Origin of the sequence: Hymenobacter radiodurans (assembly GCF_004355185.1) — a bacterium.
Classification (GTDB): Bacteria; Bacteroidota; Bacteroidia; order Cytophagales; family Hymenobacteraceae; genus Hymenobacter; species Hymenobacter radiodurans.
In genome coordinates this window covers 2,779,497-2,800,952 of the sequence record NZ_CP037922.1, presented here as the reverse complement: position 1 = coordinate 2,800,952, position 21,456 = coordinate 2,779,497, and the positions used below count along the sequence as shown (strand labels likewise).

Genomic DNA, 21,456 nt, shown 5'->3' with positions numbered 1-21,456 from the left:
TACCCCTTAAACTTTCACTTTGGACTCAGGACGAGCAGCGAAGCGCTTGCCAAAGAAGAAGTACACTGGTACTCCCACGGCTACTAGCAGCAGCCCCAAGCCGGAGTCGCGGGCCGTGGCGGGCGATACGAGGAGGATAACGCAAAAGGCTGAGGCCAGAATAATGTAGAGCAACGGAATAACTGGATAGCCCAGTGCCTTGTAGGGCCGGGGCGCATCGGGGCGCGTGCGGCGCAGGATGAAGATGCCAATGATGGTGATAACATAAAACAGAATCACCGAAAACATCACGTAGTTAAGCAGTTGCCCGTAAGAGCCCGTCAGGCACAACCCGCAAGCCCATAGGCATTGAGCCCACAGCGCTACACCGGGCACGCCGGCCTTGTTGAGCCGCGCCATTCGGGGGAAAAACAAGCCGTCTTTGGCCATGGCATAATAAGCGCGCGCCCCACTCAAGATGATGCTGTTGTTGGCTCCAAACGTGCTAATCATGATCAGCACGGCCATGACGTAGGCTCCGGCCCGGCCCAGAATGCTTTCGGCAACAGCAGTAGCTACCAAATCGCCTTTCGTGTACATGATGCCGCGCCCCAGAATATCGGTAGCGTCGGGGCTGCCTTGCAAGGGGAGCACTAGCAGATACACCAGATTAATAAGCAGATACAAGCCCGTAACGATGGCCGTGCCAATAGCCATGCTGAGCACAATCGTGCGCTCGGGCCGCACAATTTCGTCGCCGGAAAAGCCGATATTATTCCAAGCGTCGGAGCTGAATAGAGAGCCAGTCATGGCTAAACCAATGGCTCCAACTAGTCCCCAGATGCTCAAAGGCACTGCCTCGCCCGTAGGGGAGAAGCTAGCCGCCTGCCACATATCGCTAAAGTTGACATCGAGGGCTTCCTGATTGATACCCAGCGCCAAGCCAAACATGATCAGTAGGGCCAGCGCTACCAGTTTGGTAGTACCAAATATGTTCGAGATGAGCTTACCACCGCGCACTCCCTGGGCATTTACCCACGTCAGGCCCACCAGCATAATCACGGCCAGCAGCATAACAGTGTTAAACCGGAAGCCCAAAACGGAGAACAAAATATGATCCTCGCTAAACCACGGCATAAGCACGCCCACAAATCGCGCAAAGGCTACTGCCACCGCCGCAATTACTCCAGTCTGGATAACCAGAAACAGCGACCAGCCATATAGAAAGGCCACGAGCTTGTTATATGCCTCGCGCAGATATACATATTGCCCGCCCACCTTCGGAAACATCGAGGCCAGTTCGCCATAGCTTACTGCCCCGGCCAGCGTAATAAAGCCCGTAACCAGCCATACGACCAACAGCCAGCCTGGTGAACCCACTTTCCGCGAGATATCCGCGGAAACAATGAAAATACCAGAACCAATCATGCTGCCAGTCACAATCATGATGGCATCGAAGAGCGTAATGGCGCGTTGAAACTGACCTTGTTTTTCAGGCATGAGAGAGGGTAGAAGTAGATTCAGGGGCGGAAGATAGAAAAGAAAAGTCCTGTCCAGTTCGATAGGATAGAGCTGGGGGGTAAATTATAGCCGAAAAGGTATAAATGAGGATGCTAAACCTTCAGCTTTGTAGCGCAAAAACATCTTAAATCAAAGAAAAGCCGATTCTGAGTTGAATTGTGCCAGAAATCCTACATTACGCCATGCGACTTCTTTATTTGGTGTTTGGTAATAACCTGCAAAATCACTTTCAGGCTCACTTCTCTATCTTATCCTTTTTGCGGCAAAAGAACAGCGGCTTAGCTGGCATTACCGTCGTTACTGATGCCCCTGATTTCTATCAGCATCTGGCCCAGGAAATAACTGTACATACACTCAGCGCGAATACTTTACAGGAATGGCAAGGGAAGCATGAGTTCTTCTGGCGAGCCAAAATTAAGGCCCTGGAGTACGCCGTTCGTCAGTACCCCGAAGCACCGCTGCTCTACCTCGATACCGACACCTTCTTACACGGTTCGCTAGCTCAAATGAGCCAGGAATTAGCGGCTGGCATAGCCTTTATGCACGAAGCAGAGGGCGCCTTAGCCACCTTGCGCAGTAAAACTGAGCGCCGCATGTGGCAGCAGGTGAAAGACCGAAGCTTTGGTGGCGTGACTATGCACGAACAACGCCTTATGTGGAATGCTGGCGTAGTTGGTATTCCGGCTTCCAGGAATCTGGAAGCTATTGAGTTAGCGCTTCGCATTTGTGACGACCTATGCGAGCAACAAGTCACGCCCCGCCTGATTGAGCAGTTTGCTCTGTCAGTGGCTTTAGCCGAAACGTATTCCCTCCAGGCAGCGCGAACATACATTGGGCACTACTGGAGCACCAAAGACGATTGGAACGCGAGTATCAGCGCTTTTTTTCTGGAATCTCACCTTAAAAAACGCACGGTAGCGTCTGAATTGGCGGCGTTGAGCGCCTTTGACTATCAGAAGCTGCCAATCAAAAAGAAGGTGCGTAATACGCAGCGCCGCCTCGAAAACCTTGTGCACAAGCTGTTCCCACCCAAGCAGGTGGATTTCATTGAGTAATGCAGTTCTTCGTCATGTATAGCCCATCTGCGTACAACCTTCCGGGGCGCTTAATCGAATAGTTACCTTTGCCCCCCTTGTCACGCACCCCGGCCACCTAATGTCGCAGAAGCTTCTGGTGTTTTTGGTAGGACTGCTGCTGGTTTCGGCCCTCGGCTCTTACCTGTATTACCGCCGCTCGGTGGCCAGTACTCCTGTGGATCCTTGGGCGCTGGTGCCCGACGATGCCGTGCTGGTTGTTGCCACCCGCGACCATCCTACGCTAGTGCGCCACCTGAAGGAAACGCAAATCTGGGATAACCTGACTGGAGTGCGTTACTTTCAGCAGATTGAGGAAAACTCGGCTCTGATTGATAGCGTGGCCGGTAGCCCAAGTGTAGTGATGAAGTTTTTGGGCACGAAGCTGGTGCTCACCTCCGTGCATGTAACCGGCCCTACTACTTTCGACCTCCTGTTTCAAGTGCCCATTGGCAGCGTGCGCGAATACCGGCAGCTACGCGGACTCGTAGATGGTTTAGGGCAGGATGCGCGCTACCGCGTGACGACACGGGAATACCGGGGCCAGCAGATTACGGATTTGCGACTTCGGGGTACAGGGCATGGAATTACATTTTTGAATTACCGCAACCAACTCGTAATGAGTACCAATGCGGGCCTCGTAGAGACGGTGGTCAGGCGCTTGGAACAACCAGAACTGCCTTCAATTGCTGCCGATTTTAAGAATACTGACTACCTCCAGCATAAGGATGTAGATGCGATGTTGCTACTCAATTACCGGCAGTTTCCGCGGTTTCTAGGCGTATTCTTTCGTCCGGAGCTTCGACCCAGCTTGGAAAGCATCACCGGTTTGAGCCGCAATGGCCTACTGGGGATGAAACTCGTGGGCAACAAGATTTTATTCAACGGCTTCACCAACCCCGAAACTACCCGCGATGCCCTGCACCAGCGCCTGCGTGGCCAGCACGCCCAGCGCCTTCGTATGGCCGATGTGCTCCCGCTGCGCACCGCTTTGCTATTGCACCTCGGCCTGCAGGACATGAGTAAGCTCCCGGTGGCGCGGCTGTCAGCCCCAGTCGATACGCTCGCGGACCGCACCGGCGCGCTGCTTGACAGTCTGACCGCATCGTTCAGCCGGGAGGCGGCTTTGTGTTATCTGGGCTCGTCGTCACCGCGGCAGATTCCGGCTAAGCTCGCGCTGGTTTATTGCCCCGATCCGCTCCGCACGGCTACCTTATTGGGCCAGTTGCGCCGTCTTACTGGTACTAGTCCTTCCTTTGAACGTGTGGGGCCTTTCCGGATATATCAGGGCGGCGTGCCCGAATTGCCCAGCCGCCTGTTGGGGGGCTTTTTTACAGGCTTCGATGATGCCCCTATGCTGGCGCAGGTCGGGGATTATCTGGTGTTTGCAAAGGATGCTGCTACGCTACGTACCTGGCTCGACGATGTTATTGACAAGGCTACCTGGAGCAGCTCGCCCGCTCAGGTGGCTTTTTTGCAAGAAACGCAGCCGCAGGCCCGAGTAAGCTTAATAATGGATACCCGGAACAGCTGGAATGTGTTGCTGCGTGCATTAGTAGAGGAGCGCCGGGCGGGCTTGCTGCGCAATGAGGCCCTGTTTAAGCGCTTTCCTCAGCTAGCATTGCAGTTTGTGCCTCCAGCCAATGAAGCCGATGCTGATGCCCAATACTATACCCAGCTGCTGCTGCGTCATCCGGCAGTAGGCCCGGCTGTTGCAGGTCTGCAAGGCACCACTGCCACGGGCGGCTTACTTACCTTTAAAACGCCTTTATCTAGCTCGCCTACTTTAGTAACCGTACAGGGGGCGAGGCTACCCGCTGTGCTCGTGCAGGACAAAGCCCAGGTGCTCCACTATGTAACTCCCGATAATGTGGTAGCTTGGTCTGACACACTACCAGGGCCACTAGTTGGGCCTATCAGCCGATTACCGGTGGGGGGCAATTTGGGCTATTTGCTGGCTACTCCAACCCAGCTGCACTTGCTCGATCTGCAGGGTCGCTGGGCGCCAAACTTTCCCTTGAACCTGCCCGATACAGTACGCGCCACCTCTCTTACAGCCGGACCAGCCATCGGGAAAACGCCCCCCGGCTTGCTGGTCGGTGGAGGAGGGGGCAATCTGTTTTTATTTGACACAAACGGTCGGGTTTTCCCTAGTTGGCAACCCAAACGGCTAGACTTCAACTTGGCTGCTCCTCCGCACTATCTAGTCGTTGGCGGACGTACAGTGATTGTAGCGCTGCTGGAGAATGGCTACGTATATGCCTATAATCAGCAAGGCAATCTGTATTCAGGATTCCCACTGAGCGTAGGCGCTCGGCTTAATACGGGCGCTTTCGTGGAGGCCGGTACTACCTTGGGCCGCACCCGCCTGACGGTGGTAAACCAGCACGGGGAGAGAATTACCTTTAATCTAAGCGGCGATGTGGTGAGTCGCGGCAGGGTAGCCACCTGGAGCCGTAGCTCAGTTTTTCGCCTTGTAGCTGACCCTGCCCGCCATAGCTATGTGGTAGTAAGGGAGGAGGGAGGACGGGTAAGTATCTTTGATTCATCGGGCCGGCAACTGCTAACTCAAAACTTCTTGACCTCAGGCCGCAAGCCTGTACAGTACTTTGACTTTGGGAGCGGTCGGCGGGTAATTGTAATCACGGAGCCGGCTCCTCAGCGCACTTATATATATGATGCCCAAGGACGTTTGGTAGGTGGTCAGCCTTTTGTAAGCACCGCCCCTGAAGTAGGACTACACTACGAAGCTGTAACGGGCACCTACTACTTATTCCGCACGGTTGAAGCTGAGTTGAGGCGCACTGATTTAAAAATGAATTAGGGCCTTTAGCAGGACTATCCAATAGCTTAGGTACACTAATTGCTTGCATTACCCCGTTGTCTGGCGAAGATAACGGGGTTTATTTTTTATTATAATAATCAAAGATAAATAGCCATAAAAGTCGATTTTACTTGCAAGTTTCTAACTTCGAGTAATGAAAGGAAAGCAGACTTTAAAGTTGTACTATGTATAGAAAACTTTTACTCTTATTTTTTGGCTTCCTTCCTTTCTTAACACTAGCTCAAGGCTCTAATGCCGTGCCGCCGGTACCAGTTATGCCTGGTGTTGAGGTAGCTGATGTAGAGGTACTTCCTGGTGCTGTAGATACAAAAGGCTGGCTGCTGCTCGACCAAGATATCCAAACGGAATTGGAGGGAGCTGTGCATAATCTCTACAACTTTAAATTCGATAAGGCGGAGAAGCAGTTTCGCTCGTTGCGGCGGCGCTATCCTGAGCACCCAATGCCATATTTTCTGCTGGGCCTGAGCACGTGGTGGAAGATTCTGCCTACCAATATGCAGGAGAAAAAGTATGATAAGATGCTTTATGCCTACATGGATACGGCTATCACTTATGGCGAGAAGCTTTACAAGGCTGATAATAAAAACTACGAAGCCTGCTTTTTCCTCTCCGCTGCCTACGGCTTTGATGCTCGCCTGAACGCCGAACGGTCTAACTGGCGCAAAGCTACCGTAAGCAGCAAGCGCGCCCTCGACTACTTAGCTAAGAGCAGAGAAGCGAATGGTTTGAGCGCTGACTTTCTACTGGGGGAGGCACTCATGAATTATTATGCCGTCTGGATTTCGGAGAACTACCCACTGCTACGGCCGGTGTTGCTATTCTTTCCTAAAGGAAACCAAAAGCTAGGATTGCAGCAACTGCGTACCGTAGCCGATAATGGCTTTTATACGGGCATGGAAGCCAAATTCTTCCTAATGAAAATCCTGCTGAATGAGGAAGATAATCCGGCCCAATGCCTGCCGGTAGCGCGTTATTTGGCCACCACTTACCCCGACAACGGCTACTTCCAGCGCATATACGCCCTCACTTGCTTCCGGGAGCAGCAAAACCAAGAATGCGAGCGGGTGTCTCGCGATATTTTGGCAAAGCTCAACCGGGGAATGCCTGGCTACGAGGGTGTAAGCGGTAAGTATGCCACTTATATGCTTGGCTCACTGATGCAACTGCGCTACAAAGACCAAGCAAAGGCAAAAGACTACTATGAGCGTTGTATCGTGTTTGCGGAAGCGGCCGGCGAGACAACGGTTGGATTCTATGTATACGCCAACCAAAGTTTGGCGCAAATGGCTGCGGCCCAGCGTGATATCAAAACGGCTCTTCGCTACTATAGCGTGGTGCGCGACAAGGCCGACCGTAAATCGGAGTCGTATCGGGAGGCTACTGCTTATTACAAAAAGCATAAAAACAACCAGCTTAACTCCGGTAGCTCGCCCGCACCACGTGCCCCAGCTACGTCCCTACAGACCCGGCGCTAATCTCACGCCCGAAAAAAGCCCCCCAGACGCTCGTATGCGGGCTCTGGGGGCTTTTTTGCGTTGTAGTAACTGAGTTACTCATCGGCTAGTAAGCCAGCCTTTGCGATAGAAGTAGATAAGCTGACCAGTTACAATAATAGCCAGGGCACCCAGCAGGACGGGGTAGCCCCAGGGCTCGTAGAGTTCTGGCATATTGAGGTGGTTGATGCGGCCATCGGGCGCTTCACGCTGAAAATTCATCCCGTACAAGCCTACTACAAAGCTCAGCGGAATGAAGATGCTACTGATGATGGTAAGCACCTTCATTACCTCATTCATGCGGTTGCTTTGGTCCGACATAAACAGATCGACGAGGCTGGTAACGGATTCACGGTAGCTCTCGGCCAGGTCAAGGCTTTGGATAGCGTGGTCGTAGCAGTCGCGGAAGAATAGCTTGATATCATCAGGAATCACGTCGTCGGGCTGGCGCAGAATTTCCGCGATTTTCTCGCGCTCCGGGTACACCAAGCGCCGGAAGCGGATGATGTCTTTCTTAACGTGCAAAATCCGGTTGAGCAAGCGCCGGTCGCCCCGCCGCCCAGTCAAGATCCGATGTTCGAGGGTTTCGATATAGTCGCCAATGGCGGCCATGGTCGGGTAGTAGTGATCGAGCACTACATCAGTGAGTGCATAGGCCAGATAAAGCGAAGAGCGAGTTTTAATCTGGCTAAAGCCGGAGCGCAGCCGGTTGCGAACGGCATCCAGACAATCATCGTAGTCATCCTGAAAGCTGAGGATGTAGTTGGGCCCCGTGAAGATGGAAAGCTGGTCGTCGTCAATTTCAAGAAGCGGTGTGAACTCCGTCATGCGCGAAACCATAAACAGCCGTCCATCATCAAGAATATCCACTTTGGCTCGCTGATAGTCGCTGAGCACATCTTCCATCAGGAGCGGGTGAATTGCGAAATCGGTCATCAGACGCTGTAACAGGGCCAAGTCGTTGTAGCCGCGCACGTCAATCCAGTGCTTCAGATGCTGGTTGGCCTGGAAATACTGCATTAGCTCACTATAGCTGCTGTACTCTTTCTCTAGGAAGAAATCATTGGTGTACGAAATCATGAATAAGCGCGGGACCATCGCATCGGAGCGGAGGGTAAGCGTGCCTGGCCGTTGACCCACGGATTGCTCCCTGGCCTGCCGGGTAGCGGCGCGGTCGGCTACGCCATTTGGATGCTCCATTTCCGGGCTGTCGGTCGCCGGGGTTGCAGTAGGTTGCGATGAAGTAGGTTCCATGCAGCAAAAAGAAAAAGGGCGTTTGCGGTATCTAAGGTAAGCAGGGTTAGAATCAGATGGACCTTAGCTTGCGTATGGAACGGCTTGGCTTCGGGGCATCATTCTTTAGTAAGTAAACCGAACCACCCGGTTTTACTTGTAATTTCGCAGTTCGAATTTGACGTTTTTCTTAGTGAACTCCACCACAGGCGTTGCCTCACTGCTTACTTGCTCTACACCTGAGACACCGTACGTGGTGCGGTGTGGGCCGATGAGCGAACCTGTTTTGCCGCTGGCGTTCGAGTCATTTCTGTATATGCAGCCCGCTCATCTAGGCCTACAAAGGTCGGCGGGCCAGCAGTTGGCGTTTTACCTGGAGGACCAAGCCCGTGGCCAGACCGTAGCCCAACTGCACATTGTTATAGACGCTGGCACGCATGGGCTAGCCTACAGCCCATATCAGGCTCCATTCGGGGGAATCCAGTTGGCCTCGGGGGTGCCGAACGCGGCGCTGAAGGCGTTCATGCTGGTAGTGCACGCAACGCTTGAGGATTTAGGAGTGCGGCGGCTACGCATCCGTGCCTATCCCTTCGCCTACGACCCAGTAGGAAGCGCGCTCATGACCCAAGTGTTGAGCCAGTTAGGCTATCAGGTGACACTGGCCGAATTGAATAATCACCTTCCACTGGAGCAGGATTTTGAGGCGCGGCTGCACCCATCGGAGCGGCGACGCTTGGCCAAATGTCGGCGCCACGGCTTTCACTTTGAGCAGGAACCGCTGTTTTTCCTGCCGAAAGCGTACGAGTTTTTACGGCGCTGCCGTGAAGAAAAAGGCCAGCACCTGTCGCTTAGCGAGGAGAGGCTAACCGAGCTGTTTCGGGCGTTTCCCAACAACCATTTCCTGTTCTCGGTGCGCGACCCAATGGGGGAGTGGGCTGCGCTTACGGTCGCTATTCAGGTAAATGAGAGGGTCCTGTATAACTTTTATCCCGCTAGTCCACTGGCTTATAATGCATTTAGCCCGGTGGTGTTGCTCAATGAAGGGCTGCACGCGTTTGGCCGGGCCAGCGGCTTATCACTCCTCGATCTGGGTACTTCCACGCTGCCTACTGGCTTAAATCAGTCGCTTTTGCAGTTCAAGCGGCACCTGGGGGGCGTTTTGAGCTTGAAGTTGACTCTTGAGTGGTCCGCCGCATAGCGGCCGCGTCGAGTCGGCTGGCTTTGAAAAAAATACAGGCTCAGCGGGTAATATTGCACTCGGATAACCACCCGCGCTACTGTTATTTCTCATCTAGGCTGCTGCTGGATGGTGGAGCTGTAAAACCCCGATTCGTGCGTTTCAGAAAGCCCCTCGGCACTGTCCAAAAAGCCCCCAGATTGAAGCCAAGATGGTTGGGCGGTTTTTGCGCGGCTCATTGGGTTCCACACTAGGCATTGGAGCGCGGACGGGTGGGGCTCTGCTTCTGAACAAAATGCTGGCGCTGTACGGTGGTCCCGGTGGGCTTACCCTGTTGGCGCACTTTCAGAATTTACTGGCGCTGTTCACCACCTTGCCTAACGATGGGGTGCATGTGGGGGTGGTAAAGTACCTGGCGCCATTGCGCGTTGGCTCCGGCCGCTACCGAGCTTGGTTTGGGGCAGGTATCATCCTGAATATAGTAGGCCTGCTGCTGGGTGGCTTAGCATTGGTGCTGGCGCCGGGACCCTTGGTCGGCGTATTCCGACTCACCGCTGGCTGGTTCTTGTGGTTTGCTTTGGGAATTAGTATGCTCTCGGCGCATGCCCTGCTTGGCTCCGTCTTGCTGGCCGCCGGGCGGCTGAGGGCCTATGTCTGGCTAACGGTGACGCTTACTATGCTAAGCGTGAGTGGAGTAGGATTTGCCTTGACGTTCCGATTGCCTATTGAGCAAGTGCTACTTATTTATCTGCTGGCCCAGGGCCTTACGCTGCTGCCGACGGTGGCCGTATGTTGGCGGGCAGGTCTGTTGCCGCGCATACGTGGCAAGGTGAGCCAGGCCGCCTTACGGGGCTTAGGTCGCTTCCTGCTAATGGCGGGCAGTTTGCTTTTGTTTGGGACGGCCGTGAATTTCGCGCTCCGCGAAGTGCTGATTGCGCGCTTCGGCTTGGCCCAAACTGACCTCTGGCAAGCCGTGGCTAAAGTTTCAGACAACTACACAATGGTATTTACCGGCCTGATGAGCAGCGTGTACTACCCCCGACTGGCCGCCCTCAGCACCCAGCCAACCGCGCAGCGCGCTTATGTGCGAACGGTGCTGCTGCTGTTGGCGCCGGTGCTAGCGGTGGGGCTTGGGATGATCTATCTGCTGCGCGACTGGTTACTGCCGTTGCTTTTCGATGCGCGTTTTGCGGCTGCCAGCTATCTTTTTGCACCCCAGCTCCTGGGCGATTGGGTTAAATTTCTGACCTGGATTTTGCTGTTTCTGCTTACGGCCAAGGCACAGGTAGGGCGCTACGTGGCCGTGCAGGCGGGTTCGGCAATGTTGTATGTGGCTTTATTGCAAGGATTGTTGCCTCATTATGGTCTGCTGGGGGTGCCACTGGCGCATGCGGCACGTTTCGGGGTGCTGCTGCTGATTTGTGTGGTATACTTTCGGTCTTATGTACAGCGCGGCCCCGATGAACGATAAGGAGAAAAAAGCCCCCAGCCGGACTTAGGTGCCTCCGCTCCGCTAGTCACGATTGTAGCGCTATGTCACAACCACGCGCCTTTTCTGCGTGAAGCGCTGGATTCTATTTTAGCCCAAACTTACCCGGCGCTTGAGGTTTTTCTGGTTGATAACGGCAGCACCGATGCCAGTCCCCAGATTTTGGGCGAGTATGCGGCTGCCAATCCAAGCTGGAAGCTCACGCTGCATACCCAAAACCTGGGTTTATGCGCTGGCTTCAATCAGGCTTACCGACAGTCGCGGGGGCTTTTTTAATTGATTTTGCCACCGATGATGTGCTGCTGCCCGAGCGCGTAGCGCAGCAGGTAGCTGCTTTTCAGCGCCTTCCGGCCAGCTATGGCGTAGTATATTCCGATGCCGAGTTGATTGATGAGCAGTCGCGCTTCATGCGCCACCATTTCCGGCGTACTGCGAATGGCCTACAGCCGCGCCCGGCCTCCGGCGACGTATTTGTGGATGTATTGGAGCGCTACTTTATCAGTACCCCTACCATGATGATGCGCCGCGCCACCTTCGACGAGCTGGGGGGCTACGATGAAACCCTCTATTATGAGGATTTCGATTTCTGGGTTCGGGCGGCGCGCAACTGGCATTTTTACTTTCTGGACGAGGTAACTACCCGCAAGCGCAAGCATCCGCAGGCTATGTCGCGCACCGCCTACTTACCCTCCGATCCTCATCTGGATTCCACCATCCAGACTTGCCATAAGGCGCTAGGTTTGTGTAAAAACCCGAGGGAGTTGGCAGCTTTAGCGGTGCGCCTGCGCTGGGAGATGCGGCAAACGGTACGCTGGGGCAATTTCAGGCACTCACTGGCCTTTTATGCGTTATTACGTCAAACAAATAATGCGGGCTTCCTCGATTGGCTATTGGCCCGCTGGAGTCGCCTGCGCGGTTAATTCACGCTTATTGCCACCGGCTACGCAAACTTAATTGCGAATATCGGTCTCTGTTTGGTTCGTTAACAAGTACAACTCCACGCCATTATCCCTAACCTGTAGCTTGCGGTGAGGAAAGCGAGCCAATATCTGCTCCGCTGAAGCAGTGATTACCTGTGGAATTAGCTCGTCGTTGCTGAGAATAGGCCGGTTAATCAGCAGCCAGATCGGCCGGTCCGCTACCTTGCGAAGTGTGTCGTAGGCAGCATAGGAGTGAAAACGTAGGCCCGCTGGTACCTGAAATCCAACCATTATCTCGCACTTATGCAGCGAGAAGTTATCCATCAAGACGACGCCCCCAGCCGGCCCACGTAATTCCTGCTGCATGATACGCTGCTGGGCAAAGTAGCCCGATTTGCTCGGCTGCATCAGAAAGTAAGTAGGACGAATGGCCAAGACTATGCCTAATACAGCCAGCGTGGCAGCAGCAAAAAATGCGGTTCCCGGACCCACTCGCCCAGCTATTTTGCGACCAAACTCCGTTGATATTAGTGCGGCCGTTAATGCAAAAAAGCCCCCAATAGGCCATAAACAATACTGATGCTACTTCGCAGCCATGCAGCTCCGCCAACAACCCCAGGGCTAGCACCCAGCCGCCCCGGCCTGTGCGCGCAAAATATTCTAAGCCAAAGCCCGCCGCCAAGCACAGCGGTGGCAGGAGTGGGGTGAGCATGCGAGGCAGCAGCGAATTAGGATTGTAGTAGCTGAATGACGTGCTTCCCAGCCAGTAAAAGGCCAGCGAACTGCCCGCTAATGCTAACCAAAAGCGAGCGTCGTTGCTCAAGCGGTTGCGCCAGGTTGTGGCTACCAACACAAGCAGCAACACGACTCCAAGCCCGGTACCTAGAAGTAGCTGAAGTGGCATATAAGTTATGCGGGCTACTAGACCGCCGTAGCCAGCGGACGTGTTACCTACTTTTCGCACCTCGTTAATCGATTCAATAACGTCGAAGCGATACAACCAATCATGTGCAGCCGCCTGATATACAGCCAAATAAATGGCCAGTAAGGTAATTCCGGTGCATAGTGCAGCTAGCCAAAACCTGCCGTGGCGGCGATGCCATAAATCGAGCAGCAGGATGCCCAGGTAAAAAGGAAGGTAGTAAACGATGGTTTCCTTGCTCAGGAAGGCCGCAAAGTTCAGCAGGGCAAAACCAAAGCCCCACCAAACGGGGTGCTTCCGCTCGGGGCGGCGGCCGTGCAGGAGCGCTGCCGCGCTGCCCGCCGCAAAAAACATCAGTACATTATCGGGATAGAGGTAGATGCTGAGGTTGAGGGTGAAGTAATGCAGACCCAGTAATAAAATCGCCGCACTGGCAACCACTGGAACCCGCTGTCGATAAAGCAGATAAAAAATTAGGCTGGTGCCGAGCGTGCAGAGCAAGGGCCAGAAGGTAGTTGTAAATATTCCGACGCCCAGCAACTTATAGAATAGGGCTACCGGCCCAAAAACCAGTAGGCGTTGGTGGAGCGGGGTATAATCACGATGGCCGGGTTCGGGGGCTAGGTCGAAGGTGCCAGTGGCTAGCTGGTGGGCATAGCGGGCATAATTGTAGTCATCGTAATCATAAAGGCCCTCATGTGCGAAAAGGAAAAAGGCAATCGTGAAAAGCCCAACGAAGACAAGCGTAGCGTGGGGTAGTAGACGGAGGGTAGGCGCTGACACGGGGGCAAGTTATCCAATGTTGATGCGTTAATAAGGGGCAGTCGGAGGAATGAATTTTGCGCCTGACTACCGCTTTGCCCTACTTTGCGCGACTATTATACCTCGCTACCCTGAATCATCGCCGTATTTGTAGCGCTTACTTAGTCAAAATCAAACTTTTCCACTTCTTTCCACTTCTATGAAAGCTAGCATTAACGCACGTGAGGTAACGTACCAAATTGAGGGCGAAAGTGGCCAGGCCGAAAACAAAGTGCTTCTGGCTGATAGCATCGACCTTACCCGTGGTACCTCTTGGGCTGATGATGGCTATACGGTGGCGGAATTTCTGTCGGCGCCTGAGCAGCGGCAACTACAGGCTGGCCTTGAAGCATTAGTACGCGAAGCTTTGGTAGCGGCAGGCCTGCTGGTCGCGGCGGATTTTCCGGTGGCTGACTACCACAAGGTGATTGGCGATGACCAACAGCGGCATCTAGCAGTCGTAAATTTGACGAAGGAATACATAATTGACCGACTGCCAGTGCCGGCGGCGCTGCTGGAGGCCCGGGTTTCGGAGCTATGCGGCCACCCCGTTCAGGCGTATAACCCTTTTGATCAGATGCGTCTGTTTCATCTGCGTCTGGTAAGGCCCGGCCGCTCCGATAATAATCCGCTCCACCGTGATGTGTGGCTGCCTGACTATGATGATTGCATTAACATCTATGTGCCGGTAACAGGTAGCACTGCCGACTCATCCCTGAGCCTGGTTCCGGGAAGTCATTGGTGGCCCGAAAACCGGGTAGAGCGAACCCAGAATGGGGCTGTATACAATGGCGTTGCCTACACGGTGCCGGCCGTCAAGCAAACAGCTGAACCTTTGGAGCTTATTCGTCCTAATCCAGGTCCAGCGGAAGTATTACTCTTTTCGCCCTACCTACTACACGGTGGCGCAGTAAATCTTAACGCAGATGCCACCCGCTTATCCTTGGAAATGCGATTTTGGCCAGTAGAAACGATTGGTTAACGCTGCGAAATCAAGGGTGTTCTCTAATATAAAAGCCAGATTGGGCGCTGCCGCATCTAAGCAACTCTTCTTATTTTAATCTTATAGTTAAGCTGAAATAGAAGCATGCGCTACACGGCATAAATTCCTTCAAATACTTGTATTTTTTATTTGTAATTGCCTATTATTCAGTTGTAAGTCATGTCACAAATGGCCCCTATTTTTCCTTGTTAGGCAACTGCTTTATCGGGAGATTTGGATATTAATTAAATGCTAGTGACGCGCTTATGAAAACATCTCTCTACTACCGTCGCCAAACTTATATGGTTACCTTATTGCTGGCTGTGAGTTGCTTGCTGATGCTAATCACCAATTAGTTGATAGTGAATCTGTTTGAATGCAGATCCTTCTAGGCGTACTATTCATTCTTATTCACTTCTGCGCAGCGTAGTTACTGGCAGAGCAGTTGCCATTCGGCCCCAATCAAGCTTATATAAGCTAACCTTGCCCACTTCGGCCACCAGTTGCCGACCCGGATAGCAAGCTAATACATCCGTCTCTGAATAGCGGATAAGCTTTCTCGTCAATTCATCGTTGGTCAGGGTGCTGCGGTTCAGGAGCAACCAAGCCTGTTGGCCGGGCTCTAAGCGAATGGAATCGCGGGCGGCATAGCGCCGGAAATAGATGCCGGGGGGCTTTTTATGATCGTAATAATAATCGTAGTTACTCACCAGGTAGTCGTCCACGAACACTACGCCTCGCGCTGGTGGTTGTAAGTAGCCGTCAATCAGCTGATTCTGCTCAAAATGCGATGATACACTTGGTTTGGTCATAAAGTAGGCAGGCCTAACTGCCGTAGTACCGGCCACTACCAATAGGAGAAGCGCCGCAAAGGCGTAAGTGCCCGGCCGCCGCCAGCCGGCGCGGGTGGAAGGACCTGCCAGGATGGCCATCAATCCGAAGTACAAACTTAGCCCGCCGTAAATCAGTGAAACGGAGCTTCGCGCCCAGGCTGTACAAGCCAGCAAAGCCAGTGCTAGCCAACCTGCCCCACGACCAGATCGGCTAAAGTCGCGGAGCCCGAAGCCTGCTGCCAAGCACAGCGGTGGCAGCAGGGGGGTAGTCATGCGCGGCAATAACGTGATTGGGTTGTATTGGGTGAGCGAGGTGCTGCCAAACCAGTAGAAGACCAACGTGGAACCGGCCAGCGCCAGCCAGAACTTGGCGTCTGAGTCGGGCCAGCGCCGTTGATTTAATAAGGCTAACAAGGCAAAAAGAATGACGCCACCCAGCCCTGTGCCGATAAAAAAATCGAGGGGTGCCATAGTAAGCCGATAGAACAACGCTCCCCGCTTACCTAGAATGTAATTGCCTTCTTTCAAGAACTCATTGGTGCGCTCAATTAAGTGGATACGGTACAGTGCATCATCGGTGTACACCTGATACAAGGCCAGATAACCCAATAGCAGCACCGTGCCTACTCCGAAAGTAGTTAGCCAAAATCGGCGGTTGCGCCGCCGCCATCCATCGAGCAGAAGTACCCTAAGTAAAAAGGTAGGTAGTAGATAATCGTCTCTTTGCTGAGCAGGGCGGCGAAGTTGAGCAGAGCAAAAAAAGCCCCCACAAGGCTCCTGCAAGCTGCCCATCACGTCGCCCGATAAGTAGTGATGCTGCACAGCATATACACCAGAACATCAGAATATTATCGGGGTATAGATAATTGGTTAGGTTAAGAGTGAAATAATGGAGCCCCAACAGTAGGATAGCCCCTGCCGCCACTACTGGCTCGCGCTTTCCATACAAAAGCCAAAGCACTACGGCGCACCCCAGCGTGGCCAAGAGCGGCCACAAAGTGGTGGTAATAATGTTGACGCCGAAAGCTTTATACAAGAGGGCAACAGGCCCGAAAATAAGTGGCCTTTCGCGCAACGGGTCAACAAGTAAACCCTGAGGATCGGGAGCCAGGCGGAAGGTGCCGGTGGCTACTTGCTGCGCGTAGCGAGAATAGTAATAATCGTCGAGGGCATATAAGCCCTCATGCGTCAGGAAGAAGTACGCAACGGTAAACAGCCCCACAAACAGCAGGGCGAGGAAAGCCAAACGAACGAACGAACGAGTATTCACGGCTACAAGGTAGGCAGCACTGCGCATGCCCTGCTAACTTAACTCGCACCGCTCCCTACCTTGCAGGCATGAACACCGCTACCCTGGGGGCTATTTTCGGGTAATGCTGCTGCCACTGCTCTTGCTGCTGCTGTCTATCGGCGGGCTGGGGGCCTACTATGAAACTAACGACGACCTCATCATCACGCAATTGCTGCGGGGTATTACGGCTGCCGCGCCCGTCACAGATCTGTACCTGTATTTCCACGGCTTTGCCTCCGGGTTGGCTGCCTTATACGCCCAATTTCCAGCGGTACCTTGGTATGGGCTGTCGCTGTATGCTCTGCTCTACGTGGCGCTGGTTTTGCTTTTCGCCGTGCTCAACCGCTTGTTGGTCGGCTGGCTGACCGGGGGCAAATTACCTTAGCGCTGACCCTGTTCTTTGGCTTAGTCTTCATTGAGAATAGCCTGTGGTTCAACTATATGCGGGTACCATTGCTGCTGGCCGGCGCTGGGGGCTTTTTGCCGCCCAACGCACCGACCGAGGCTGGGCTATAGTAGTTGGCTTGGTAGCGTTTGGAGCGGCATGGCTAATTCGGCCCAGCGCAGCCGTGCTCGGACTCTTGGTGGCGGTGCCGGGTGGACTGTGGCTGGGCCAGCGCCGCGGGACCTACCTATTGGCCTCGGCGTTGCTGCTGGCAGGGGTGGGGGGCTTTTTTCTCACCGTTACCCGTTCACCTGAGGCCACCCGCTTTCGCGTGCTCGATGTGCTTAAGTCTAACCTCAATGACTTTCAATTATACCAGCCACAGCCAAAAACTACCTTCGATACGCTTGGTGTGCAGGCCGTCAGTCACTGGATTCTAAGCGACTCCACGTTAGTCAACGAAGCTTTTTTTCAGCGAACTGCCCCCCCAATGCTGACTTTTTCCTGCGTGAATCGGCTCCTGTGAAGCTGGCTACTTTGGGGCGCTTGGTGGTGCGTGACTACTTTCCGCTGCTCCTACTGAACGCGCTCATCTTCGTGAGCCTAATGCGGAGTTCGCCCACTCGTGGCCGACTTATCTTCTGGCTAACTCAGGTTGCCTTTAGCTTGCTGATTCTAGGTATAGGAGTAGGGCTAAAGCTGCCCCCACGCCTTGGACTGCCGCTGTTCACTCTTTTCACCCTTGGCAATGTCATTTACTGGCTGCGACTACCACCGCCAGCGCGCGTACCGTTCCCACGCTTAGTGGTAAGCCTATTAATTTTGACAACAGGTATTTACGGCTATAAAACGCTGCATAGAAAACAACTGCTGGCAGCTGAGCGCTCCCGCCATGAATCTTATCTGACCGCGCTAAACCGTGCCACGGTTGGGGGGCAAATATTGGTGACAGCGAATCTGGAAGTAGCATATAAGTCGTTGTCGCCCTTCAATGTATATGCCCTGCCGCAGCCGCAGATGCCGCTTACGGGTTGGGCCACGCTTCACCCTTCCCTGCCCACGCTTCGGCAGCAGCTTACTGGCACCCGCGACTTCAGCACCAGCTTATATCGTTTGGCCGAACGGCCCGGCGTGCGATGGGTTTTAGCCCCCGAGATAGTGCCGTTTCTGCAACGCTACGCCCAATATCACCGTTCAGCTGATAAGGCTGGTATTTCCTTTACTCTGCTTAATAGGATAACACCGGACTCCACCCTGTCACAGCTTTATGAAGTGCGGCTAGAAATTATAGAAAAGCCGTAAAAGCCAAAATTTTGTAATAGCCCTAAAATGGCTATATAACGTATTTGGGAAATGGGAATGCCTACATTTGGCCTTCCGTTCCCTTCTACTAATCTCCCCTACGTCATGCTCGCAACCGTAACCTCCCGCGGGGAGGTGCTTCAGCATCTGGAATCCTTTTTACGGGAAAACATGGGCTCCTTCCTCAAGAAAGTGGAGGACAGCTGGCAGCCCTCCGATTTCTTGCCCGACTCCCGCCTTGATACGTTTTTTGACGAAGTAAAGCTCATGCGTGAGCGCGCCAAAGAACTCAGCTACGACCTGCTAGCGGTACTCATTGGCGATACGATTACGGAAGAAGCACTCCCGAATTACGAAGCTTGGTTTCACCAGCTCGATGACCTCAACCGCGACCCCAATAACGGCTGGGCGCAGTGGATTCGGGGCTGGACAGCAGAAGAGAACCGGCATGGCGACTTGCTCAACCGTTACCTCTACCTCTCGGGCCGCGTGAATATGCGCGAGTTTGAGGTGAGCACGCAGTATCTGATTGCTGATGGCTTCGACCTCGGCACTGCTCACGACCCCTATCGCGCGTTCATTTATACAAGCTATCAGGAAGCTGCTACCAACCTCTCGCACCGTCGTGTAGGTACGCTGGCCCGCAAGGCCGGTGATGATCAGCTTTCTAAGCTCTGTGGTATGATTGCTGGCGACGAGTCGCGTCACGCCCGTGTCTATCAGACGTTTGTAGATAAGATCTTCGAAGTCGATCCATCCGAAATGATGCTGGCCTTCGAGGATATGATGCGCAAAAAGATTGTGATGCCGGCCCACTACATGCGCGAGATGGGCGTAGATATGGGCAAAACCTTTGGTCACTTCACCGACGCCGCTCAGCGCCTCGGCGTATACACCAGCCAAGACTACACTGATATTCTGGAAGGCCTCATCAATACCTGGAAAATTGACCAAATTACTGGCCTCAATGGTCAGGCTGAAAAGGCTCGTGAGTACATTATGGCGCTACCTAACCGCCTGCGCCGCGTAGCCGACCGTATGCCTGTACCGAAGCTCGAATACAAGTTTAAGTGGATTGAGTAAATAGCTTCGACCCTATAAAAAAGCCCCCAGAAACGTTTCTGGGGGCTTTTTTGTGAAGTTATGTTCCTTAATCAAACAGCCCCGGCGCGGCTACCAGCGCATTTGGGTGTACGCGTGCTGCTTCCCAACCAACTAGTGCTACTTTCCGCGTCGCGCCCCAGCGGTATTGACCCAACTCGCCGGTCTGGCGAATGACGCGGTGACAGGGAATGAGGTAACTGATTGGATTGTCGCCCACGGCCGTACCCACGGCCCGTACGGCTCGCTCGTGGCCTGCAACGCGGGCTAGCTGAGAATAAGTAGTAAGCTGGCCTTCTGGGATTTGCAATAGCGCAGCCCACACTTTGAGTTGAAAGGGCGTGCCTTTCAGGTGCATTGTAAAGCGGTCGGTGGGGGAGAGACTACCGTTAAAAAACCGGTCAACTTGCTCGTGTATAGCCGTTTGTTGAGCGGTGAGAGTAGCTTGAGGCCACTCCTGTCGCAACTCAGCTACGGCCGCCTCATCGGTTTCGGGGAATATTAGCTTGCAGATACCTTTGGAAGTCGTAGCTACCAAATAACGCCCGAAAGGACTGTCGCCGAAGCTGTAGTCAATAGCTAATTCGGCGCCGCCTTGGCGGTATTCGCCGGGCGTCATGGCTTCCAGATTCACAAATAAGTCGTGGAGCCGACCGGGCCCTGACAGGCCAGTCTCGTAGGCGGTGTCGGCTACGGACAGTTGTTGTCGCAATAAGGTTTTGGCGTGGTCGAGGCTGAGGTATTGCAGAAACTTCTTCGGCGATACGCCAGCCCATTTCTGAAACTTACGCTGAAAATGAAACGGGCTCCAGTGCGCCTGTCGGGCCATTTCATCTAGGTCGGGCTGGGCCTTAAAGTGGGTGCGGGCGTAAGCAATGGCGGCCGCAATACGTTCGTAATCCGTCATCGGGAAATAGCTGAGATAATAGTCAAATGTACTACCGCGCCCACTGCGCTGCCACCCGAAACTTGCGGTCTTTACAACAAAAAGCCCCCGCAGCCATCTGACTCCTGGGGGCTTCTCATGATGCAAAATGTTAAACTCATGGAGTCTGCGCGGGCGCATCGCTGAAACCAGCTACTGTCAGCGCCATGCCCGGTTCCATCGTGTAGGCCACCGTGCGAATGCCCCCGGAAGGCGTGCTGTTTGGGTCGTCGGGGCGATAGACGGGGAAGGAGCGGAGCAGTTGGCTGCCTTCCACCCGAAACTCATCGTGACCCATGTACCCGGCTGCGGCCGGTCCGCTTAGCTCCGGCAACGTCAGGGGCCGATGGCCTTGATTCATGAACTCATAACCCACAAGGCGGCCATAGGAGCCGCTTCCGGCACCAGCTACAAATACGAACAGTTCCGGATATTTATCGTCGTTGAGGTTGGTGGCAATGGCGTCGCGCACTTGGCCCTCAATCGGAACGGACGTCTTAAACAGCTCTCGATTGTCCTTGGCGGCGGTTAAGGAAAGCGTGCGGCTGGTGCCAGTGCCGGTTGTTTGCACACTGAAACGGTAATCGTCGCGGGCTACTTCTTTCTGAAAGCTAATGGGAACCGTAGCCTCCGCGCTGGGTGCTCCCGGGTTGGCACCCTCAGTAGCCGTGCGCTGACTGTCACAGCTGCTGCCCAGAAGTAGAATGCCCAGTAGAAAGCCCCCCAGAAGGACATGGAAAGAGTATTGCTTCATAACATAATCCGTTACTGACTTCGGCCGTCAGCCTACCGCGGCCAACGCTTAGTGCAAACGGTCTGGGGCAGTACAGGTTACGCGGGGGCTTTTTGGAGGGATTAGGGCTGTACTTGTACGCCTTTCCAAAACGCCACGCGGCCTGCAATCTGCTTGGCAGCATCTTTCGGTTCGGGGTAATACCAGGCGGCATCTTTGTTTAGCTCTCCATTCACGCGCACCGAGTAATAGCTGGCCCGGCCTTTCCAAGGGCAGGTGGTGTGGGCAATACTGTCCTCAAAAAACTCGCGATTGATCGAGTCGGCGGGGAAATAGTGGTTATTCTCAACAACAACCGTATCGTTGCTTTCGGCCAGAACGGTGTTATTCCAGATAGCTTTCATAGGGGGAGAGGTTGGGGAGGGATGAATCAGAAGATATTTGTACGCGC

Annotated in this window: 20 protein-coding genes; 12 read left to right on the top strand and 8 right to left on the bottom strand. The window is 53.8% G+C overall.

Annotated elements, in window-relative coordinates; all coding sequences use genetic code 11:
- Window positions 1–6 precede the first annotated feature (6 nt).
- Complete coding sequence (locus EPD59_RS13045; RefSeq protein ID WP_133273171.1) at window positions 7–1,479, bottom strand: APC family permease; 1,473 nt, start codon at window positions 1,477–1,479, stop codon at window positions 7–9.
- 203 nt (window positions 1,480–1,682) lie between these two features.
- Here EPD59_RS13045 and EPD59_RS13040 point away from each other — a divergent pair, with 203 nt between their 5' ends.
- The 3 genes from EPD59_RS13040 (at window position 1,683) to EPD59_RS13030 (ending at window position 6,893) form a co-directional block, all read left to right on the top strand.
- Window positions 1,683–2,555 (top strand): hypothetical protein, encoded by an 873-nt coding sequence (locus EPD59_RS13040; RefSeq protein WP_133273170.1) that lies wholly within the window; start codon window positions 1,683–1,685, stop codon window positions 2,553–2,555.
- Window positions 2,556–2,655: 100 nt separating this feature from the next.
- Complete coding sequence (locus EPD59_RS13035; RefSeq protein WP_133273169.1) at window positions 2,656–5,397, top strand: hypothetical protein; 2,742 nt, start codon at window positions 2,656–2,658, stop codon at window positions 5,395–5,397.
- Window positions 5,398–5,672: 275 nt separating this feature from the next.
- Window positions 5,673–6,893: a tol-pal system protein YbgF gene (locus EPD59_RS13030; RefSeq protein WP_205703400.1), complete on the top strand. Its 1,221-nt coding sequence runs from the start codon at window positions 5,673–5,675 to the stop codon at window positions 6,891–6,893.
- Window positions 6,894–6,971: 78 nt separating this feature from the next.
- Here EPD59_RS13030 and corA read toward each other — a convergent pair whose 3' ends face one another.
- Entirely contained in the window at window positions 6,972–8,165 is a 1,194-nt protein-coding gene (gene corA / locus EPD59_RS13025) for a magnesium/cobalt transporter CorA (protein WP_133273168.1), read from the bottom strand.
- Between the two features lie 157 nt (window positions 8,166–8,322).
- Here corA and EPD59_RS13020 point away from each other — a divergent pair, with 157 nt between their 5' ends.
- The 4 genes from EPD59_RS13020 (at window position 8,323) to EPD59_RS13005 (ending at window position 11,730) form a co-directional block, all read left to right on the top strand.
- Complete coding sequence (locus EPD59_RS13020) at window positions 8,323–9,342, top strand: hypothetical protein (RefSeq protein WP_133273167.1); 1,020 nt, start codon at window positions 8,323–8,325, stop codon at window positions 9,340–9,342.
- Window positions 9,343–9,532: 190 nt separating this feature from the next.
- The gene (locus EPD59_RS13015) at window positions 9,533–10,792 is read left to right on the top strand and encodes an MATE family efflux transporter (protein WP_133273166.1); all 1,260 of its coding nucleotides are present in this window, start codon (window positions 9,533–9,535) and stop codon (window positions 10,790–10,792) included.
- 51 nt (window positions 10,793–10,843) lie between these two features.
- Window positions 10,844–11,086, top strand: a complete 243-nt coding sequence (locus EPD59_RS24160) for a glycosyltransferase family A protein (protein ID WP_133274687.1) — start codon at window positions 10,844–10,846, stop codon at window positions 11,084–11,086.
- Window positions 11,038–11,730, top strand: a complete 693-nt coding sequence (locus EPD59_RS13005) for a glycosyltransferase family protein (protein WP_133273165.1) — start codon at window positions 11,038–11,040, stop codon at window positions 11,728–11,730. The genes EPD59_RS24160 and EPD59_RS13005 overlap by 49 nt, the downstream gene beginning before the upstream one ends.
- Before the next feature lie 30 nt (window positions 11,731–11,760).
- On the opposite strand, the gene EPD59_RS13000 is transcribed toward EPD59_RS13005, so the two are convergent.
- Both EPD59_RS13000 and EPD59_RS12995 read right to left on the bottom strand, forming a co-directional pair.
- Window positions 11,761–12,096, bottom strand: coding sequence for a hypothetical protein (locus tag EPD59_RS13000; RefSeq protein WP_133273164.1), 336 nt, complete (start codon window positions 12,094–12,096; stop codon window positions 11,761–11,763).
- Window positions 12,047–13,435: an ArnT family glycosyltransferase gene (locus EPD59_RS12995; protein ID WP_133273163.1), complete on the bottom strand. Its 1,389-nt coding sequence runs from the start codon at window positions 13,433–13,435 to the stop codon at window positions 12,047–12,049. Before EPD59_RS12995 ends, EPD59_RS13000 begins: the two co-directional genes overlap by 50 nt.
- Window positions 13,436–13,613: 178 nt before the next feature.
- Between EPD59_RS12995 and EPD59_RS12990 the strand changes: the two genes are divergently transcribed.
- Window positions 13,614–14,435, top strand: a complete 822-nt coding sequence (locus EPD59_RS12990) for a phytanoyl-CoA dioxygenase family protein (RefSeq protein ID WP_133273162.1) — start codon at window positions 13,614–13,616, stop codon at window positions 14,433–14,435.
- A gap of 407 nt (window positions 14,436–14,842) precedes the next feature.
- Here the strand turns inward: EPD59_RS12990 and EPD59_RS12985 are convergent, their stop codons facing one another.
- Window positions 14,843–16,090 (bottom strand): hypothetical protein, encoded by a 1,248-nt coding sequence (locus tag EPD59_RS12985; RefSeq protein ID WP_165963585.1) that lies wholly within the window; start codon window positions 16,088–16,090, stop codon window positions 14,843–14,845.
- 551 nt (window positions 16,091–16,641) lie between these two features.
- On the opposite strand from EPD59_RS12985, the gene EPD59_RS12975 reads away from it, so the two are divergent.
- From EPD59_RS12975 to EPD59_RS12960, 4 genes are all read left to right on the top strand, one after another.
- Window positions 16,642–16,944, top strand: coding sequence for a hypothetical protein (locus EPD59_RS12975; RefSeq protein ID WP_133273159.1), 303 nt, complete (start codon window positions 16,642–16,644; stop codon window positions 16,942–16,944).
- Window positions 16,945–16,987: 43 nt separating this feature from the next.
- Window positions 16,988–17,470, top strand: a complete 483-nt coding sequence (locus EPD59_RS12970) for a hypothetical protein (protein ID WP_133273158.1) — start codon at window positions 16,988–16,990, stop codon at window positions 17,468–17,470.
- Window positions 17,467–18,246, top strand: coding sequence for a hypothetical protein (locus EPD59_RS12965; RefSeq protein WP_133273157.1), 780 nt, complete (start codon window positions 17,467–17,469; stop codon window positions 18,244–18,246). Before EPD59_RS12970 ends, EPD59_RS12965 begins: the two co-directional genes overlap by 4 nt.
- 105 nt (window positions 18,247–18,351) lie before the next feature.
- Entirely contained in the window at window positions 18,352–19,329 is a 978-nt protein-coding gene (locus tag EPD59_RS12960; RefSeq protein ID WP_133273156.1) for an acyl-ACP desaturase, read from the top strand.
- A 67-nt stretch (window positions 19,330–19,396) separates the two neighbouring features.
- On the opposite strand, the gene EPD59_RS12955 is transcribed toward EPD59_RS12960, so the two are convergent.
- From EPD59_RS12955 to EPD59_RS12945, 3 genes are all read right to left on the bottom strand, one after another.
- The gene (locus EPD59_RS12955) at window positions 19,397–20,254 is read right to left on the bottom strand and encodes a methylated-DNA--[protein]-cysteine S-methyltransferase (RefSeq protein WP_133273155.1); all 858 of its coding nucleotides are present in this window, start codon (window positions 20,252–20,254) and stop codon (window positions 19,397–19,399) included.
- Window positions 20,255–20,390: 136 nt separating this feature from the next.
- Window positions 20,391–21,026 (bottom strand): hypothetical protein, encoded by a 636-nt coding sequence (locus EPD59_RS12950; RefSeq protein WP_133273154.1) that lies wholly within the window; start codon window positions 21,024–21,026, stop codon window positions 20,391–20,393.
- 101 nt (window positions 21,027–21,127) lie between these two features.
- Window positions 21,128–21,409, bottom strand: a complete 282-nt coding sequence (locus tag EPD59_RS12945) for a DUF427 domain-containing protein (RefSeq protein WP_133273153.1) — start codon at window positions 21,407–21,409, stop codon at window positions 21,128–21,130.
- Between the last annotated feature and the right edge of the window lie 47 nt (window positions 21,410–21,456).

Coding starts and splice junctions, on each gene's coding strand:
- EPD59_RS13045 (WP_133273171.1), bottom strand. CDS start 1,479: ATGCCTGAAAAACAAGGTCAGTTTCAACGCGCCATTACGCTCTTCGAT.
- EPD59_RS13040 (WP_133273170.1), top strand. CDS start 1,683: ATGCGACTTCTTTATTTGGTGTTTGGTAATAACCTGCAAAATCACTTT.
- EPD59_RS13035 (WP_133273169.1), top strand. CDS start 2,656: ATGTCGCAGAAGCTTCTGGTGTTTTTGGTAGGACTGCTGCTGGTTTCG.
- EPD59_RS13030 (WP_205703400.1), top strand. CDS start 5,673: ATGCCTGGTGTTGAGGTAGCTGATGTAGAGGTACTTCCTGGTGCTGTA.
- corA (WP_133273168.1), bottom strand. CDS start 8,165: ATGGAACCTACTTCATCGCAACCTACTGCAACCCCGGCGACCGACAGC.
- EPD59_RS13015 (WP_133273166.1), top strand. CDS start 9,533: ATGGTTGGGCGGTTTTTGCGCGGCTCATTGGGTTCCACACTAGGCATT.
- EPD59_RS13005 (WP_133273165.1), top strand. CDS start 11,038: ATGCGCTGGCTTCAATCAGGCTTACCGACAGTCGCGGGGGCTTTTTTA.
- EPD59_RS13000 (WP_133273164.1), bottom strand. CDS start 12,096: ATGCAGCAGGAATTACGTGGGCCGGCTGGGGGCGTCGTCTTGATGGAT.
- EPD59_RS12990 (WP_133273162.1), top strand. CDS start 13,614: ATGAAAGCTAGCATTAACGCACGTGAGGTAACGTACCAAATTGAGGGC.
- EPD59_RS12975 (WP_133273159.1), top strand. CDS start 16,642: ATGCTGCTGCCACTGCTCTTGCTGCTGCTGTCTATCGGCGGGCTGGGG.
- EPD59_RS12960 (WP_133273156.1), top strand. CDS start 18,352: ATGCTCGCAACCGTAACCTCCCGCGGGGAGGTGCTTCAGCATCTGGAA.
- EPD59_RS12955 (WP_133273155.1), bottom strand. CDS start 20,254: ATGACGGATTACGAACGTATTGCGGCCGCCATTGCTTACGCCCGCACC.
- EPD59_RS12950 (WP_133273154.1), bottom strand. CDS start 21,026: ATGAAGCAATACTCTTTCCATGTCCTTCTGGGGGGCTTTCTACTGGGC.
- EPD59_RS12945 (WP_133273153.1), bottom strand. CDS start 21,409: ATGAAAGCTATCTGGAATAACACCGTTCTGGCCGAAAGCAACGATACG.